17 protein-coding genes are annotated in these 17,024 nt (G+C 33.8%); 10 read left to right on the forward strand and 7 right to left on the reverse strand.

Going from position 1 to position 17,024, the window contains the following annotated elements:
• From P278_RS05230 to P278_RS05250, 5 genes are all read left to right on the forward strand, one after another.
• Positions 1-306, forward strand: a complete 306-nt coding sequence (locus tag P278_RS05230) for a hypothetical protein (RefSeq protein ID WP_038263403.1) — start codon at positions 1-3, stop codon at positions 304-306.
• 17 nt (positions 307-323) lie between these two features.
• The gene (locus P278_RS05235; RefSeq protein WP_038263406.1) at positions 324-533 is read left to right on the forward strand and encodes a YgaP family membrane protein; all 210 of its coding nucleotides are present in this window, start codon (positions 324-326) and stop codon (positions 531-533) included.
• 127 nt (positions 534-660) lie between these two features.
• Complete coding sequence (locus tag P278_RS05240) at positions 661-1,215, forward strand: YeeE/YedE thiosulfate transporter family protein (RefSeq protein WP_152973918.1); 555 nt, start codon at positions 661-663, stop codon at positions 1,213-1,215.
• A gap of 6 nt (positions 1,216-1,221) precedes the next feature.
• A complete protein-coding gene (locus P278_RS05245; protein ID WP_038263415.1) occupies positions 1,222-1,635 on the forward strand; it encodes a DUF6691 family protein in 414 nt (137 codons plus the stop codon).
• A gap of 12 nt (positions 1,636-1,647) precedes the next feature.
• Positions 1,648-2,724 carry an AMP-binding protein gene (locus P278_RS05250; protein WP_038263418.1) on the forward strand — a complete coding sequence of 359 codons (1,077 nt, stop codon included), beginning with the start codon at positions 1,648-1,650 and terminating at the stop codon, positions 2,722-2,724.
• A gap of 3 nt (positions 2,725-2,727) precedes the next feature.
• On the opposite strand, the gene P278_RS05255 is transcribed toward P278_RS05250, so the two are convergent.
• From P278_RS05255 to P278_RS05265, 3 genes are all read right to left on the reverse strand, one after another.
• Positions 2,728-3,150: a DoxX family protein gene (locus P278_RS05255; RefSeq protein WP_038265262.1), complete on the reverse strand. Its 423-nt coding sequence runs from the start codon at positions 3,148-3,150 to the stop codon at positions 2,728-2,730.
• Positions 3,151-3,236: 86 nt separating this feature from the next.
• A complete protein-coding gene (locus tag P278_RS05260; protein ID WP_038263421.1) occupies positions 3,237-4,853 on the reverse strand; it encodes a M1 family metallopeptidase in 1,617 nt (538 codons plus the stop codon).
• 25 nt (positions 4,854-4,878) lie between these two features.
• On the reverse strand, positions 4,879-6,507 hold the full coding sequence (locus P278_RS05265; protein WP_038263426.1) for an acyl-CoA carboxylase subunit beta: 1,629 nt from the start codon (positions 6,505-6,507) through the stop codon (positions 4,879-4,881).
• Between the two features lie 157 nt (positions 6,508-6,664).
• On the opposite strand from P278_RS05265, the gene P278_RS05270 reads away from it, so the two are divergent.
• The 3 genes from P278_RS05270 (at position 6,665) to P278_RS05280 (ending at position 9,854) form a co-directional block, all read left to right on the forward strand.
• Positions 6,665-6,847 carry a CAL67264 family membrane protein gene (locus P278_RS05270; protein WP_038263429.1) on the forward strand — a complete coding sequence of 61 codons (183 nt, stop codon included), beginning with the start codon at positions 6,665-6,667 and terminating at the stop codon, positions 6,845-6,847.
• Positions 6,848-6,875: 28 nt separating this feature from the next.
• Complete coding sequence (ettA, locus tag P278_RS05275) at positions 6,876-8,570, forward strand: energy-dependent translational throttle protein EttA (RefSeq protein WP_038263431.1); 1,695 nt, start codon at positions 6,876-6,878, stop codon at positions 8,568-8,570.
• Between the two features lie 114 nt (positions 8,571-8,684).
• Positions 8,685-9,854, forward strand: coding sequence for a C1 family peptidase (locus tag P278_RS05280; RefSeq protein ID WP_038265267.1), 1,170 nt, complete (start codon positions 8,685-8,687; stop codon positions 9,852-9,854).
• 29 nt (positions 9,855-9,883) lie between these two features.
• Here the strand turns inward: P278_RS05280 and P278_RS05285 are convergent, their stop codons facing one another.
• Entirely contained in the window at positions 9,884-10,618 is a 735-nt protein-coding gene (locus P278_RS05285; RefSeq protein WP_038263434.1) for an MBL fold metallo-hydrolase, read from the reverse strand.
• A 123-nt stretch (positions 10,619-10,741) separates the two neighbouring features.
• Here P278_RS05285 and P278_RS05290 point away from each other — a divergent pair, with 123 nt between their 5' ends.
• Positions 10,742-12,940, forward strand: coding sequence for a tetratricopeptide repeat-containing hybrid sensor histidine kinase/response regulator (locus tag P278_RS05290; RefSeq protein ID WP_152973896.1), 2,199 nt, complete (start codon positions 10,742-10,744; stop codon positions 12,938-12,940).
• On the opposite strand, the gene P278_RS05295 is transcribed toward P278_RS05290, so the two are convergent.
• On the reverse strand, positions 12,937-13,407 hold the full coding sequence (locus tag P278_RS05295; RefSeq protein ID WP_038263440.1) for a GNAT family N-acetyltransferase: 471 nt from the start codon (positions 13,405-13,407) through the stop codon (positions 12,937-12,939). The genes P278_RS05290 and P278_RS05295 overlap by 4 nt on opposite strands.
• Positions 13,408-13,599: 192 nt before the next feature.
• Entirely contained in the window at positions 13,600-14,616 is a 1,017-nt protein-coding gene (locus tag P278_RS05300; RefSeq protein WP_038263443.1) for a formimidoylglutamase, read from the reverse strand.
• A gap of 126 nt (positions 14,617-14,742) precedes the next feature.
• Between P278_RS05300 and P278_RS05305 the strand changes: the two genes are divergently transcribed.
• A complete protein-coding gene (locus P278_RS05305; protein WP_038263447.1) occupies positions 14,743-15,633 on the forward strand; it encodes an intermediate filament family protein in 891 nt (296 codons plus the stop codon).
• A 51-nt stretch (positions 15,634-15,684) separates the two neighbouring features.
• On the opposite strand, the gene hutI is transcribed toward P278_RS05305, so the two are convergent.
• Entirely contained in the window at positions 15,685-16,920 is a 1,236-nt protein-coding gene (hutI, locus tag P278_RS05310; protein ID WP_038263449.1) for an imidazolonepropionase, read from the reverse strand.
• Between the last annotated feature and the right edge of the window lie 104 nt (positions 16,921-17,024).

The raw sequence follows: 17,024 nt of genomic DNA on the forward strand, positions 1-17,024 counted from the left end.
ATGAAATTGTTATTAGTAACTGCGGTGGAAGAATTTCAAAAAGACATTCTGAAATTGTTTAGTGAGGCTGAAATAGAGAGCTTTAGCGGATCAGGTATAGACGGATACAAAGAACCAGCATCGGTAATGTTGACTTCGAGCTGGTTTCCTGCAGAAAAAGAAGCAGTTGAATCTATTATGTTTTTTTCATTTACAGATGACGAAAAAATAGATAAAGCCTTTGAATTAATTAAAACCTTTAACGCACAAATAGACACCAATAACCCAGTAAAAGCGGTGGTTGTGCCTATTGAAAAATGGATATAACTCAAAATTAAATTATTATGATCAATAGATATATTAGAGCAATAGCGGGCACCTTTGTAATTATAAGTGTACTTATGGGAATGTTCGTGAATCCAAACTGGCTTTGGTTCACATTATTTGTCGGTGCAAATTTATTTCAATCAGCATTTACTCAATGGTGCTTAATGGAAAAATTCCTGGTAAAGCTGGGAATAAAGGATGAAGGAGATTGTTGCTCCGTGAAATAAATAGACAAATTTATATTTAATGAAAAGATCATGATAATTCATGATCTTTTTTGTTTTACCAGCTTCTGATATTTATTTCATATAAAATATAGTATTTTCACAGTCTAATATTAAGTAGGTAACTATGATTGAAATTATTTCTCAACCTTGGCCATGGTACGTTTCTGGATTTTTAATAGCCTTGATCATGTTGATTTTATTATTAATGGGTAAAAGGTTTGGTATGTCGTCTAATTTGAAAACTATTTGCACGATTTGTGGCGGGGGAAAGGCAAGTGATTTTTTTCGATTTGATTGGAGAAAAGATAGTTGGAATTTATTAATAGTCTTCGGAGCTGCTTTAGGTGGGTTTATAGCATCACATTATTTATCAGATAATACAATTCCTAAGGTTAGCGAAGCTACGATCGAAGCTTTAAGTGAAATGAATTTCAGTAGTGAGAATGCTTATTTGCCTAAAGAGTTGTTTTCACTGGAAGCATTCACCGATTTTAAAACGGTTTTAATTTTGATTATTGGTGGAATCTTAGTCGGTTTTGGTGCAAGATATGCTGGGGGATGTACTTCCGGACATGCAATCTCAGGATTAAGTAATCTGCAAAAAGGTTCGTTAATTGCTGTTATAGGATTTTTTATAGGAGGTTTGGTAATGATTCATTTAATATATCCATTAATTTTTTAGATCGCGATGAAAAGAATTTTATATATCATAATTGGTTTAATTTTCGGAATTGTTTTATACAAGTCTGAAGCTGCATCCTGGTTTCGTATTTATGAGATGTTTAGATTTGAATCTTTTCATATGTACGGAATAATTGGTACGGCTTTAATTTTTGGAAGTTTTTTTATTTGGAGTATAAAACGATTTAAAATCAAGTCTTTTGACGGGAGACCTATTACCATAGAACCAAAAGACAGTTCATTTCGAAAAAATCTTTTTGGCGGAATCATCTTTGGATTAGGCTGGGCTTTGGTAGGAGCTTGTCCAGGACCATTATTTGTGTTAATAGGAGCAGGGTTTGCACCTGTATTGTTGGTGTTAGTTGCTGCAGTATTCGGAACATTTTTATATGGAATTTTAAAAAATAAACTACCACATTAAAGTCTAAAGTACATGACACCATCATTTGATAAGATACATAATCAGTTTAAAATTAATGGTTATCATTACGATAGGGAAGGATTAGCAGAAGTAGCTTACAGTTTTATTAAAGAAGGAAAAGCTTATGAAAAAAGCATTGGTGATTTTCTTTTAGATTGGCTTAGTTCAAATAATGAAATTCAAGTTTTTACTTCGGGTTCTACTGGAAAACCAAAGCAAATTAGCCTTAAAAAGGAACATATGGTCAATTCGGCCATTGCAACAGGAGATTTTTTTGGCTTGAAACCAGGGAATACAGTTTTATTGTGCTTGCCAGCGAATTATATAGCAGGTAAAATGATGTTAATCAGAGCTATAATACTAGGGTTAGAAATTGATTTTGTTGAGCCAAATTTAGAACCTTTGAAAGGTATTAAGAAGTGTTATGACTTTGTTCCTATGATTCCTGCTCAAGTTGAGAGATCATTAATTCAAATAGAACAAATCAAAACGGTTATAATTGGAGGTGCTCCAATTTCTTCAGAATTATCTAGCAAGTTATTAGGTAAGAATACCGAATTTTATAGTACTTATGGAATGACGGAAACAGTTACACATGTTGCGGTAAAAAAATTAAATCAATTGAAACCTGGTGAATCTTTTAATTTTAAAACGCTACCAAATGTTAGTGTATATGCTGACAAAAGATCTTGTTTGGTATTAGACGCTCCATTGGTTTCAGACAAAAGAATAGTAACAAATGATGTAGTAAATATTATTTCCGAATCTGAATTTGAATGGCTAGGGAGATTTGACAATGTAATCAACTCAGGAGGTATAAAACTTTTTCCTGAAAAATTAGAAGATAAATTGTCTCAGGTTATAAAGGAACGCTTTTTTATTGCCTCTGAACCTCATGAATCATTCGGTGAACAATTAATATTGGTGATCGAAAGTGATGAAGCTGATGCGAATGAGCTTTTGAGTAGTATAAGAGGCATAAAAACGATTGAAAGATACGAAATACCAAAAAAAATCTACTCCATTAGCAAATTTGTAGAATCTGAAAATGGTAAAATACTAAGGCATGATACGCTTCAAAGTATATAAGGACTATTTTTGCATTTTAAAGTAATAATCCGCTGAGTGCTTTCCGCTACCATAAACCAGGAAAAAGGCACAAATGACTAAAATAATAAGTGCGGATAAAAAACCTTTTGTATCCATAGGGCCAAAGAAATTAATAGCTACAGCCCCAATTAATATTGGTAACTGAGCTATAATGGCCCAACGGGTTAATAATCCAAAGGCAATTAACAGACCACCTATTAAATGAGCAGGTGCTACATAATGTACCATCATGAGTGATCCCGCCCAGTTTTTTAAAGGGTCAATGAGTTCTATAAGAAGCTCAGTGTTCCCAATAAAATGAATTCCTTTAAAAAATAAAAAAACACCTAAGGCAACACGTATTAAGTCTAGCGGATAATAAGTATGCGCATTCGCCCACTTATTTAAAGTTTTAACCGTTCCCATATCTATTTGATTTACTCTAATATACTGATTTTCATTAACTTTTAAAAGATAAATCATAATAGATAATTAAGGTGTTTTATTTTAGACTACATACGCTTTACGTTAATATAAAATTCAGAGGTCATAACTTTCAGATCGTCTACCCTTGATTTCTTTAGTTTTTTCCATTTAGTGGTAGGTGTTAATCTTTTAGGTTCAGATTGTAATGAAACATCTACAGGCATGTTAAAGTTTGCTACATCAGCATTCCATCGGTACAAAATATCTTTTCCGTCTTGCTGAATTTCAAGGGTGGGTATTTTGGTATACCTAAGGTATTGATCAAATACGGGTTTTAACTTTAATCCTGATTCTTTTTCAAAATAATCTACAACATCTTTTGTGCTAATAATTTGATGTTTAAAGTGTTCAGCATAGCTACGTAAAATCGTCCACCATTTTGTATCGTTGTCAATGATGTGTCTGATAGTATTAAGCATTAAAGCCCCTTTATAATACATATCTCCACTTCCTTCACTATTTACACCATAATCACCAATTATAGGGATATCGTTTTGGATCATTTTAGCGGTACCATTAACATATTTTTGCCCATCTTCATATCCCCATCTACATTCGGTGTATACGTTCTCAGAATAAGCGGTAAAACTTTCATGTATCCACATGTCAGCGATATCGGAAGAGGTTAAACTGTTTCCAAACCATTCATGACCTGTTTCGTGAATAATGATAAAATCCCATTTAAGACCAACGCCAGTACCAGACAGATCGCTGCCCATATAACCCTTTTTATATTTATTTCCATATGCTACGGCGCTTTGATGTTCCATTCCCAGATGAGGTGTTTCAACCAATTTATAGCCATCTTCTTTGAAAGGATATTGTCCAAACTTTTCTTGGAAACAATCCATCATAGGTTTGACTTCCTCGAATTGAATTTTAGCTTTATCAAGATTATAACGCAATACATAATAATCGAGATCTAAACCTTTGTAGGTTTCACCAAAGTGTACATAATCTCCTATATTAAGAGCTACATCGTAGTTGTTGATAGGGTTTCTCACTTCCCAGTCCCAGCGGGTAAATCCATTACCCAGATCTTTATTTCCTTTAAATCTGCCGTTTGAAACATTCATAAGACCATTTGGTACTGCTACTTTTATGCTCATACCTTCTTCGGGTTCGTCAGACTGATGATCTTTATTTGGCCACCATAAACTTGCTCCTGTACCCTGACATGCAGTAGCAATCCAATCATTTCCGTTTGCATCTTTAGTAAATACAAAACCTCCATCCCAAGGAGCTCTTTTAGCTATGATAGGGTTTCCCGAATAATAAAATACAATACGATCTTTTGCACCTTTCTTAAAGTTACCATTTATAAAAACAGCATTAAATTCTCTTATATAATTTAGCTGTTTTCCATGATGTGTTATGGAGTCAACATTCATGTTGTCAAACAAATCGATTTGAATTGTACTTAAATTTTCGTGAGGAATAAATTCAATTGTGTTAGATCCATTTATGAATTTTTTAGCTGGATGAACAGTAATATCTAGATGATATTTTTTAACATCAAAATTTCTTTCAGTTCTCAAAGAACCTCTAAGAGTATCAGCTCTTGTATATGCTCTTTGGCCTGTTAATACTTGCGCTTTAGAAGTTAAAACAGTAAGAAAGGCAATTAATAATAATTTTTTCATGAATGTAAGTTTTGATATTGAATGATCAGACCTGGATAACCCCAAGGTTAAATTTCTTCTCAATAGGAGCATGGTTAGCAGCATTAATTCCCATGCTAATCCATTTCCTTGTTTCTAACGGATCAATAATAGCATCGGTCCACAATCTTGCAGCAGCGTAGTATGGAGAAACCTGGTCATCATACCGCGATTTAATTTTATTAAATAATTCTTCTTCTTGCTCTTTAGTTATGGTTTCTCCTTTTTTCTTGAGAGAAGCAGTTTCGATTTGAAGTAAAACTTTGGCTGCCTGAGCTCCTCCCATCACAGCTAATTCGGCACTTGGCCATGCAAAAATAAGCCTTGGATCATATGCTTTTCCGCACATTGCATAATTACCTGCACCGTAACTATTTCCAATCACTACAGTAAATTTAGGTACCACTGAATTACTAACTGCATTTACCATTTTGGCACCATCTTTAATAATACCACCATGTTCGCTCTTGCTACCAACCATAAAACCGGTAACATCTTGTAGAAATACAAGTGGAATTTTTTTCTGATTACAATTGGCAATAAAGCGTGTAGCTTTATCAGCAGAATCAGAGTAAATTACACCTCCAAATTGCATTTCTCCTTTTTTACTTTTTACTACTTTTCTTTGGTTAGCGACAATACCCACGGCCCAACCGTCAATTCTGGCATAACCCGTAATTATTGTTTTACCATAACCAGCTTTGTATTCTTCAAATTCAGAATCGTCAACTAAACGCTTGATGATTTCCATCATATCGTATTGATCACTTCTGCTTTTCGGGATAATACCATAAATATCGTCAGGATTCATTTTAGGCTTTTTAGCTTTAACCTTATTAAAACCTGCTTGATCTGCATCTCCTATTTTACTAATGATATTTTTAATGGTATCTAACGCATCTTTATCATCTTTAGCTTTATAATCAGTAACTCCGCTGATCTCAGAATGAGTTGTAGCACCTCCGAGAGTTTCATTATCAATGGTTTCACCGATGGCTGCCTTAACCAGGTAACTACCTGCCAAGAAAATACTGCCAGTCTTTTCTACGATAAGAGCTTCATCACTCATTATAGGTAAATATGCACCTCCGGCAACACAACTTCCCATTACAGCTGCTATTTGAGTAATTCCCATACTACTCATAATAGCATTATTTCTAAATATTCTGCCAAAATGTTCCTTATCAGGAAAGATTTCGTCTTGCATTGGAAGGTATACGCCCGCACTATCCACAAGATAAATAATAGGTAATCTATTTTCCATGGCAATTTCCTGAGCTCTTAAATTCTTTTTACCTGTAATTGGAAACCAGGCTCCTGCCTTCACAGTGGCATCATTGGCTACCACAATACATTGCTTATCCTGGATATACCCAACTTTGACGACAACCCCCCCAGATGGGCACCCACCATGCTCCTTATACATACCATTACCTGCCAGGGCTCCTATTTCTATAGACTCTTTATCCTTGTCTAGAAGGTAATCAATGCGCTCTCTGGCTGTTAACTTCCCTTCTTTATGTAGTTTTTCAATTCTTTTGTCTCCACCTCCTAATTTAATCTTTGCCAGTTTATTTCTTAAATCAGAAGCTAATAACTTATTATGATCTTCGTTTTTATTGAAGTTTAAATCCATAGTTCTTTTTAGTATGTTTGCGCTAAAATACAAAATAGGCTTATATATCATTCGATAATATTTGCTTAAATTGTACGACCTTTGTAGCGTTATAAAATTGCTACACGTGCAGTAATCATTACATTTTGCACAAAATTTTAAAACAGAACGGATTATTATGGGTATGAATAAGAATACGGTATTGGCATGGGCAACTTTTATAATGATTATCGTAGGGATATCGCTAATTGCATTAGGTGCATTTCGTTACGATGATGTAGCAGGATGGGGGTTTGCCTCTGTAGGAATTGGGTTCTTTGCAATTGCCTGGGTCTTTAATGCCCTTAAGGGACGTGTATAAAATTTTAAAGAATTAACTATAAATAAATATGTCAGACGATAAGAAAGTCATCTTTTCGATGAATAAGGTCAGTAAGACCTATCAAAGTACCAATAAGCAAGTACTTAAAGATATCTATTTAAGCTTCTTTTATGGAGCAAAAATTGGGATTCTGGGGCTTAATGGTTCTGGTAAATCAACATTATTAAAAATTATTGCTGGTGTTGAAAAGAATTATCAGGGAGATGTGGTTTTCTCGCCAGGATACTCTGTGGGTTATCTTGAACAGGAGCCAAAATTAGATGAAGAAAAGACAGTTATAGAAATTGTGAAAGAAGGGGCTGCTGAAACTGTTGCCGTTTTAGATGAATACAATAAAATAAATGATATGTTCGGCCTTCCTGAAGTTTATGAAGACGCAGATAAAATGCAGAAACTGATGGACAAGCAGGCGGAACTTCAAGATAAGATTGATGCCCTTGGTGCCTGGGAACTCGACAATAAGCTAGAAGTGGCTATGGACGCTTTGCGTACACCCGATCCGGATACTCCGATTAAGGTGTTATCAGGGGGTGAAAGGCGCAGAGTTGCTTTGTGTCGACTTTTATTACAACAACCAGACGTTCTATTATTAGATGAGCCTACCAACCACCTCGATGCAGAATCAGTTCTTTGGCTGGAACAACATTTACAGCAATATAAAGGAACAGTGATTGCCGTAACCCACGATCGCTATTTCTTAGATAATGTTGCCGGGTGGATATTAGAACTGGATAGAGGAGAAGGAATCCCTTGGAAAGGGAACTATTCATCCTGGTTAGATCAAAAGGCGAAACGTTTGGCTCAGGAACAAAAACAGGCCTCTAAGCGACAAAAAACACTTGAACGAGAATTGGAATGGGTTCGAATGGCTCCTAAAGGACGTCAGGCAAAACAAAAAGCTCGTCTAAATAATTATGATAAATTATTGAATGAAGATCAAAGAAAGCTTGAAGAAAAATTAGAGATTTATATCCCTAATGGTCCGCGCTTGGGTACTAATGTCATCGAAGCAAAAGGAGTGGCTAAAGCTTTTGGTGATAAGTTATTATACGAAGATCTTAATTTTACCCTACCACAGGCAGGTATCGTTGGTATAATTGGTCCAAATGGAGCTGGTAAAACCACCATCTTTAGAATGATAATGGGAGAAGAAACTCCGGATAAAGGAACTTTTGAAGTGGGTGAAACCGCCAAAATAGCCTACGTAGATCAATCTCATAAAGATATTGATTCTGAAAAATCTATTTGGGAAAACTTTTCAGAAGGTCAGGAATTAATAATGATGGGGGGAAAGCAAGTGAATTCAAGGGCCTATTTGAGTCGATTTAACTTTTCGGGAAGTGAACAAAATAAAAAGGTAGCAACATTATCAGGAGGGGAACGCAACAGATTGCATTTAGCAATGACGTTAAAAGAAGAAGGAAATGTTCTCTTACTCGATGAGCCTACCAATGATCTTGATGTGAATACTTTACGAGCGCTGGAAGAAGGTTTGGAAAATTTTGCAGGATGTGCTGTAGTAATTTCTCACGATAGATGGTTCTTAGATCGTATTTGTACACATATATTAGCCTTCGAAGGAGATTCACAAGTTTATTTCTTTGAAGGAAGTTTCTCGGAATACGAAGAAAATAAAAGAAAACGATTAGGTGCAGATGTAACGCCTAAACGAATTAAGTATAAAAAATTAATAAGAGATTAATAAAAAGCCCTGCGATCGCAGGGCTTTTTTATTCTTTACAAAAAGTTAAAAATTAGACCAGATCAAGTTGTAATAATTATTTTAGCGAGCAAATTAAATTAATTCATGATGTATATAAAAAGATCTCTTCTATCCGTGATGCTACTAGCTTCAGTAACATTATCGGCTCAAGATGATTTAATTAAGTCTCTCGAGGGAAATAAAAGTATTAAAGCTACGGAAGGATTTCAGTTTACCCCCGTGATCAATCTGGAAACTACTTCTGTGAAAAATCAAGGAAGTAGTGGTACCTGTTGGAGTTATTCCGGAAATTCATTTTTGGAAACCGAAATGATTAGAATGGGTAAACAACCTGTTGATCTCGCAGAGATTTATACTGCCAGATGTACATATATCGAAAAAGCTATTAACTATGTACGTATGCACGGTAATTTAGGCTGGGGAGATGGAGGAGAACTTCATGACGTGGTTAATATCTATAAAAAATACGGAGCTTTGCCTCAGGAAGTTTATGACGGATTAAACTATGGAACCGACATCAATAAGTTTGGTGAAATGCAAGCTGCTCTAAAAGGGTTTTTAGATGGCATTGTTCAAAATAAGAATGGCAAATTAACTCCAAATTGGTTGAGTGCATTTACTGCGGCCCTCGATAGTTACTTAGGTGAAATTCCGGAAGAATTTGAATATCAGGGTAAAACATATACCCCTCAAACATTCGCAGAAGAAGTAGTAGGAGTAAGGGCAGATGACTATATCGAAATGGTTTCTTATTCAGATCAGCCGTTGTATAAAGATGTATTTATGGCAGTACCTGATAACTGGAGTTTCGATACGGCTTATAATGTAGCCATGAATGACATAACGAAAACAATAGACAACGCCCTTAAGAATGGATACAGTGTAGGTTGGGCTACCGATGTAAGTGAAAAATATTTTAGCTGGAAAAACGGGATCGCCTATTTACCGGAACTTGATTACACTCACATGACCAGTGAAGAACGTCAAACTATGTTTTCAGGACCAAAACCAGAACTTGATGTTACAGCTGAAATGAGACAAAAGGCATTTGATAACTACACAACCACAGACGATCATGCTATGCAAATTGTTGGGGTAGTAAAAGATCAAAATGGAAAAGAATATTATATTGTTAAAAATTCTTGGGGAGTAAGTAATGATTATAACGGATATTTATATGTCACCAAAGAATTTGTCAAATATAAAACGACCGCTCTTTTAGTGCACAAGGATGCAGTTCCGAAAAATATTTTAAAGAGCTAAATAAAAGCCTGGAATTTTCCAGGCTTTTTTTAATACCATTTTCGCAATCGTACATCAATGTTATTGTTTTTATCATTTACCTTCTTTTTAAAAAGGTTAATATCACTTACATCTGGTCTCCCTCTGTAATGATAAGGATAAATAATTTTTGGTTGAAATTCAAGAACAGCATCAGCTGCTTGCTCTATATTCATGGTATAGGGTAGATTCATGCAAACAAACGCAACATCGATATCTTTCAAACTTCTCATTTCCGGGATGTCTTCTGTATCCCCACTTACATATATACGAGTGTTATTGAGTGAAATAATATAACCATTACCAACACCTTTTTTGTGTCTTGCGGTTTCATCATGAGGTAAGTTATACATAGGAAGGGCTGTAACAGATATCTCCTTAATTTGCTTCTTATTTCCATTGTTAAGTATTACTAATTGGTTTTTATATCTGGATGGTATTTTTTTAGCGACCGCTTCTGGCACAATAAAGGTTGCATGTGCTGTATTTAAAACCGCGAGCGTGTTTAAATCTAAATGATCACCATGAGTATGGGTAATTAAAATAAGGTCGGGATCTGAAATACCTTTAAATTTTTCAATTCCTCCATGAGGATCAACGTAGATGGTACTTTCATTATAGTCAAAAACAACAGAACCATGATAAACAGGGAAAATAGTTATACCATTAACTATGTCTGAATTATTTATTTGGGTAAAGCCTGATGAGGCATAGATAAAACAACCAATGGCAAGTATATATTTCATAGATTTTATTTTAAAAATACAAAAAATTGAAAATCAGTTAAGATGTTCTTTATCGGTTAATAGTATAAAACCTTCAAGATGATATAAATATTTCATAATATTGTATGTTATACAATTCGAATTTTGAGAACATATATCTGTTACATATTCTTCGTTTTATGCTGTTCTTTTTGGATGGAGGCTCAAGATTCAGAGCACCATTCAAAAACGCTGGATTCACTTACGAGAGCAGCCGAAAAAGCTCAGTTTAAATATCGTTTAAAAGAGTCCTTTGAAATTGCAAATAAGGTTGTAGATATTGCATCAAAAGAAGAAAGACCAGATTACCTAGCCAGGATTTATAATGTGATTGGAATTAATTATGAAATAATTCTGGATTATACCAATGCTGAAAAAAATTACCAGAAGGCATTGTATTATGCCGAACAGGATAAAAACGTAAAGTTTATTGGATGGATTTATAATAATCTGGGGAATGTATACTCAGACGGACTTAAAAATCATGAAAAAGGACTGCAATATTACCAGAAATCTCTTGAAAGTGCTAAGGAAGTAGGAGATTCAATAGATATTTTAACCCCTATATTAAATATAGGCTGGACTTATATCGATGAAAATAAATTTGATAAGGCATATCCATATTTAAAAGAGGCTTCTGCCTACATTGATCAAGTAGGAGATAAAACCAGTAAATTACAAATTAGTTATTTGTTGGGTAAATATTATTCCTCTAAGGAAGTCGATCAAGAAGCGGAAAAGAATTTTAATGATGCAATTGCTATTGGGGTAGAAAATGACTTTTACCTGGACCTGGCCGAAGTGTATAAAGCATCTTCTGAGCATTATAAGAATAAAGGAAACTTAAATCAGGCATTTAAAGATTTAGAGCAGCACAATTTTTATAAAAATAAAGTTTTTGATAAAGATCGACTAAAGCAGTTAGAAGTTGCAAAAGCGAGATTTGATGCAGACGAGTATCGTCGGGATTTGGAACTGGCCAAAAAGGAACGGGAAGCCCAAAACCGTGTTTTAAAGAAATCCAAACAGCTTGCTTTATTTACTGGAATAGGTGTTTTGGTGTTATTCATTTTACTCATGCTCTTGCTTGCAAGTATTAAACATATAAAGCATATTAACAAAGAATTAGAGCTTCAAAATGTACAGCTTGAGGTCGCTAAAGAGGAAGCTGAAAAGCTTTCAAATGTTAAATCTCAATTTATTTCAACAGTAAGTCATGAATTAAGAACACCGCTGTATGGAGTGGTCGGCTTAACTTCTTTATTGCTGGAAGAAGCGAAATTAACCCAGAAAGAATTTCAATATTTAAAATCATTAAAGTTTTCAGGCGATTATTTATTAAACTTAATTAATGATGTTTTGCAATTAAGTAAAATTGAATCCAATAAAGTGGTTCTTGAAAATACTAAGTTTAATATAAAACAATTAGGGAAAAATATAATTAATTCATTTGGTTTTCAAGCTGAACAGAAAGAAAACACCCTTGAATTTCGATTTGATAATGAAATACCAATTGCCATAAATGGAGATCCGGTTCGGTTATCTCAAATATTAATTAATTTAATAGGGAATGCTATCAAGTTTACTTCCAATGGTAATGTTGTATTGGCAATGAAACTCGTTTCGAAATCAGAAAAACATGTTGAGATTAATTTTAATGTGGAAGATAATGGTAAAGGAATTTCAAAAAAGGACCAGGAACAAATTTTTGAAAATTTTGCTCAATTAGATAGAGGTAATAATGAGTATCAAGGTACAGGTTTAGGATTGTCTATAGTTAAGAAATTAATAGAAATATTTGACAGTCAGATTACTTTAGAAAGTGAATTAGGAAAAGGTTCAAGATTTAGTTTTACAATAAAATTCGATTACAATGAGGGAGATATTATCGAAAATGTATATGAGGAATTACCATCTATTCTTGGTTTCAAGAATAAGGTATTAATAGTTGAAGATAATAAAATCAATCAAATAGTAACGCAAAGTATTTTACAAAAAGTTAAGTTTAAATGTAAAATAGTTAGTGATGGTCAGGAAGCAGTTGAAATATTGAAAAAGGAACATTTTGATTTGGTACTTATGGATTTAAATATGCCCAATATGAATGGAATGGAGGCAAGTAAGCTCATTCGGGAGTTCAATAAAAATGTTCCAATAATAGCTTTAACAGCATTGCAAATAGACGAAATTCAGTCTGATATTTATGAATACGGAATTAATGACATTATCAATAAACCCTATGACCAGCATGAGTTTTTTCAAATTATAGTGAAAAACTTAAATAAAGTTCAATCCCAAACTTAAGTGGTGACGGGTAGTTCCATCTTTATATCACACCTTAAATAAGAACAATTATTCTCTACAGGAATTTCTTTAAATCCAAATTTTCGGTATATATGAATGGCATTTTCAAGTTTGGTGCTGGAATAAATAATTAGCTTTTTCCATTTTTTTTCCCTGGCGAAATCAAGAGCATACTGCATTAATTTTTGACCGACCTTGAGATCTCTTTGCTCGGTTACGACCCCCATCTTGCTCAACTCAAAAATGCCCTCCTCAATTTTAATTAAAGCGACAGTTCCAATAATTGCATCATTGTGTTTTGCAAAAAAAATATGTCCTCCATTTCCAATAATATATGTTTCGGCATGATCCAGCACTTCCATGTCATGTTGTTCTACAAAAAAATATTTTTGTAGCCATTCAATATTAATGTCTTTGAAGTCTTTAGCATATTCTGGTTTGAATGGAATGATCTTTAATTCTTGCACAGTTTAATTGTTAATGGATTTGATTTTAATTTTTCAGGGTATTTCGAAAGAGAGGATTCTCGGAACCCTCCATGTTAGTAATATGGGAAAAATTAATCAACCGGTTTATTATAATTTAATTATCAATATGTTTTGCTCTGGAGTGGTTGAATCATCCCCACGTTAAACGATATTAATTAATGAAAATTTTTATTATTTTCTTATAAAATCAGTTATTAAATAACTTATAAGTTTTCCGACCAGAATCATTTCATTTTCCAGCTTCGGATTAGGAGCAGCTTCACATATATGTACGTATTGTATATTTTTACTTCTACTAAATTTATGCGTTAGATATCTGATGTCATTAACTGATAAACCAGACGGAGTCATCGCGCTGGAAGGTATATTTATTATGGAATCGCAATCGATCTCCAATCCAAAAAAGTCATCCTCAACGAAAGATAAAGCTCTCTCAGCCTCATGAATTATTTCTGTTTCTTTTCTAACCACAAGAGACTCGAAGGTGTTATACTGAATTCTTTCGTCTTCGTCATTTAACATATTAAATATTTCTTTGGAGGTATAGTTTTCATGAAGTCCAAATATGAAATATTTATTTAAAAAACCTTCTTCAAAAGCATATGAAAAGCCATTACCACTATGTCTTGTTTCAGTGGTTCGAAAATCGGTATGGGCATCAATATTTATAACATTAACAGGTTTACCATGGGCAAGAGCACAACCCTTTAAAATACCATATGCATTATTATGACCGCCACCAATTATGATAGGCGTTTTTCCACTACTTACTATTAAGTTTATTAAATAGGTGATTTCTTTATCAATAATATTAATAACGTTCTGCAGCTTTTTAGGTAATTCAGGACTGTTGAAATCAACGTTTTCTACCTCTTTTGAAAAATCCAAATGTCCTAATAATAATATTTTACCTCCTTTATTAAATTTATTTTGCTGTACATTAAGAAGCGACTTTAGCGTAGCGGTCCAGGCACTTTTAGCTCCAGGACGACCATAATTAGCCTGAACTCCATAATCTTCCGGAATACCCAGGATTACATGTTTTGTTTTTGAAGCTGTCAGTTCTTCTTTAAGAGCGGTAGGATCGTTTATAAATTTAAACTTTTCTCCTATTTTCACCTCTCCCTTTCTATGACCTATGTACTTATTAATTGTTTTTAATTGATAGGTAATTAAATATTTACTCATATTTTTCTTTACTAAATCTTTGAAATAATCTAAAAATTAAATTGGAACGTATATAATAATTGTAATATGTTTATACAAATTACCAGATAAACCTAAATTTAAATTTAACTAATTAAAACCACAATCATGACTGCAACAAACAGTAGTAACAGTTTAAAAGTAATTGCCGGTTTGCTTGGCGCAGCTTTGGTAGGAACATTAATTTATACCATTAGCTTATACAACGATAAAAAGCAAACTACTGCAAAGTTAAACGAAGAAAAGGATCTAGTAATAGAAGATCTTAATAATCTTAAGTCTGATTATGATAAAGCAATCGCTAACAATGAGGAAACAAGTGGAGAACTTGAAGAAGCAAGGGATAAGATTGCAAGTTATATCGATTCAGTAAAAACGATGAAAGCAGATATTTCTGCACTTTACAGATATAGACGACAAGTTAATCAGCTGAGAAAAGAAAGAGAATATCTATTGGCTCAAAACGATTCATTGAAGAAGTCTAATGAAATGATTGCTATGCAAAGAGATAGTACAATTGTAGCACTGGAAGAGCAAACAACTTTTACGGATTCTTTAGTTGTTCAAAATACTCAGCTGGCAAAAATAGTAGAAGCTGGATCTGCCTTAAACTTAAACAAGTTTAATGTCGATGCCGTAAGAGAAAGAAATAGCGGGAAATTAGTTTCAACGAATCGCAATAATAGAGCAGACAAGATTAAATTGTGCTATACGGTAGGAGATAACAAGATTTCAAATCCAGGACCAAAACAATTTTATATTCAGGTTACAGATCCTTCAGGTAATATTATGGGAGAAAAAGCTATAGCAGCTAATGAAGAGGAAGGAACAAATATTACTTATACCAAGGCGTCTAGTTTTTACTATGAAAATACTGCGTTAGATGTATGTGAATTTGTTTCTAAGGAAGGAAGTGAATTCCCGGAAGGAACATATACAGCTAAGGTATTTGATGATAAGTTGAGAGAGTTAGGAACCTCTACATTTACATTGAAATAAAGTAAATAATACTCTTTAAAAAAGGCGTCGTTAAAACGACGCCTTTTTTTATTAAATTTTTTTTCCATTAATGAAAACGCTGTCAATATTATTGGTGCCAAAGGCATAGGGTAGAAATCCATAAGATGGGATTTCCTTTGTAAGAATTAAATTTGCCTTTTTACCAACAGTAATGCTACCATGACTTTCTGAAATGCCCATGGCATAAGCAGCATTGATAGTTGCCGCATTAATAGCCTCTTCAGGAGTCATTTTCATTTTTATACAGGCGGTTGAAATAACAAAATTCATATTACCACTAGGTGTAGAACCAGGATTGAAATCAGTAGCTAATGCAAGAGGTAATCCTGCATCTATTAATTTTCTTGCTGGGGTATATGGAATACTTAAAAAGTAAGAACATGAAGGTAATGCAACAGGCATTGTTTCTGAATTCTTTAATATTTCTATGTCCTCATCAGATATCACCTCTAGATGATCCACCGATAAAGCATTGTATTCAACTCCTGCCGCAACACCACCAATAATGTTGAATTGATTGACATGAATTTTAGGCTTAAGTCCATATTTTTTTCCAGCTGCCAAAACCCGTTTGGTATCTTCTATTGAGAAATATCCTTTTTCACAAAAAATATCGATATAATCAGCCAGATTTTCATTTGCAATTGCAGGAAGCATTTCGTTAATAACTTGATCAATATAGCCAGCCGTATTATTTTTAAATGCCTTTGGTACTGCATGAGCCCCCAAAAAAGTTGCTTTAACAGGTAACTTATACTCCTGTTTAAGTTTTCTGATTACTCTTAACATTTTCATTTCAGCTTCCGGAGTCAAACCGTAACCGCTTTTAATTTCTACAGCCCCCGTTCCTAATTGCATGACTTCTTCTAAACGTTTCTTGGATTGTTTATACAGATCTTCTTCTGAAGTATTCTGAAGCTTTTCTGCAGAATTTACAATTCCTCCTCCGCGATTGGCAATCTCCTCATAGGTTAATCCGTTTATGCGGTCAACAAATTCTTGTTCACGATTTCCTGCATAAACAATGTGTGTATGACTATCAATCCATGTGGGCATTACTATTTTACCAGTACAATCAATGACTTCGTCAGCAATACCAAAACAAGTATCATTCATTACCCCATAGTCAATTATTTCATCATCCTTAACAAGAAGATATGCATTTTTTATACTAGGTAAGATCTTCATTTCCTGACCGGAAACCTTTTCGATGGTAGAGGTTCTGGTTTGAAGTAACTCTTTTATGTTTATGAATATCGTAGTCATTATAATTTTTTTGTAGGGGCTAAAGTTATTTAAAAGAAATTACTTTAAAACTGATAATACTTAGTTTTTCTTTTGTTTAAATCTCCGTATTTTACATAAAATTT

Origin of the sequence: Zhouia amylolytica AD3 (assembly GCF_000511935.2) — a bacterium.
GTDB lineage: Bacteria > Bacteroidota > Bacteroidia > Flavobacteriales > Flavobacteriaceae > Zhouia > Zhouia amylolytica.

Coding starts and splice junctions, on each gene's coding strand:
- P278_RS05230 (WP_038263403.1), top strand. CDS start 1: ATGAAATTGTTATTAGTAACTGCGGTGGAAGAATTTCAAAAAGACATT.
- P278_RS05235 (WP_038263406.1), top strand. CDS start 324: ATGATCAATAGATATATTAGAGCAATAGCGGGCACCTTTGTAATTATA.
- P278_RS05245 (WP_038263415.1), top strand. CDS start 1,222: ATGAAAAGAATTTTATATATCATAATTGGTTTAATTTTCGGAATTGTT.
- P278_RS05250 (WP_038263418.1), top strand. CDS start 1,648: ATGACACCATCATTTGATAAGATACATAATCAGTTTAAAATTAATGGT.
- P278_RS05255 (WP_038265262.1), bottom strand. CDS start 3,150: ATGGGAACGGTTAAAACTTTAAATAAGTGGGCGAATGCGCATACTTAT.
- P278_RS05260 (WP_038263421.1), bottom strand. CDS start 4,853: ATGAAAAAATTATTATTAATTGCCTTTCTTACTGTTTTAACTTCTAAA.
- P278_RS05265 (WP_038263426.1), bottom strand. CDS start 6,507: ATGGATTTAAACTTCAATAAAAACGAAGATCATAATAAGTTATTAGCT.
- P278_RS05270 (WP_038263429.1), top strand. CDS start 6,665: ATGGGTATGAATAAGAATACGGTATTGGCATGGGCAACTTTTATAATG.
- ettA (WP_038263431.1), top strand. CDS start 6,876: ATGTCAGACGATAAGAAAGTCATCTTTTCGATGAATAAGGTCAGTAAG.
- P278_RS05285 (WP_038263434.1), bottom strand. CDS start 10,618: ATGAAATATATACTTGCCATTGGTTGTTTTATCTATGCCTCATCAGGC.
- P278_RS05300 (WP_038263443.1), bottom strand. CDS start 14,616: ATGAGTAAATATTTAATTACCTATCAATTAAAAACAATTAATAAGTAC.
- P278_RS05305 (WP_038263447.1), top strand. CDS start 14,743: ATGACTGCAACAAACAGTAGTAACAGTTTAAAAGTAATTGCCGGTTTG.
- hutI (WP_038263449.1), bottom strand. CDS start 16,920: ATGACTACGATATTCATAAACATAAAAGAGTTACTTCAAACCAGAACC.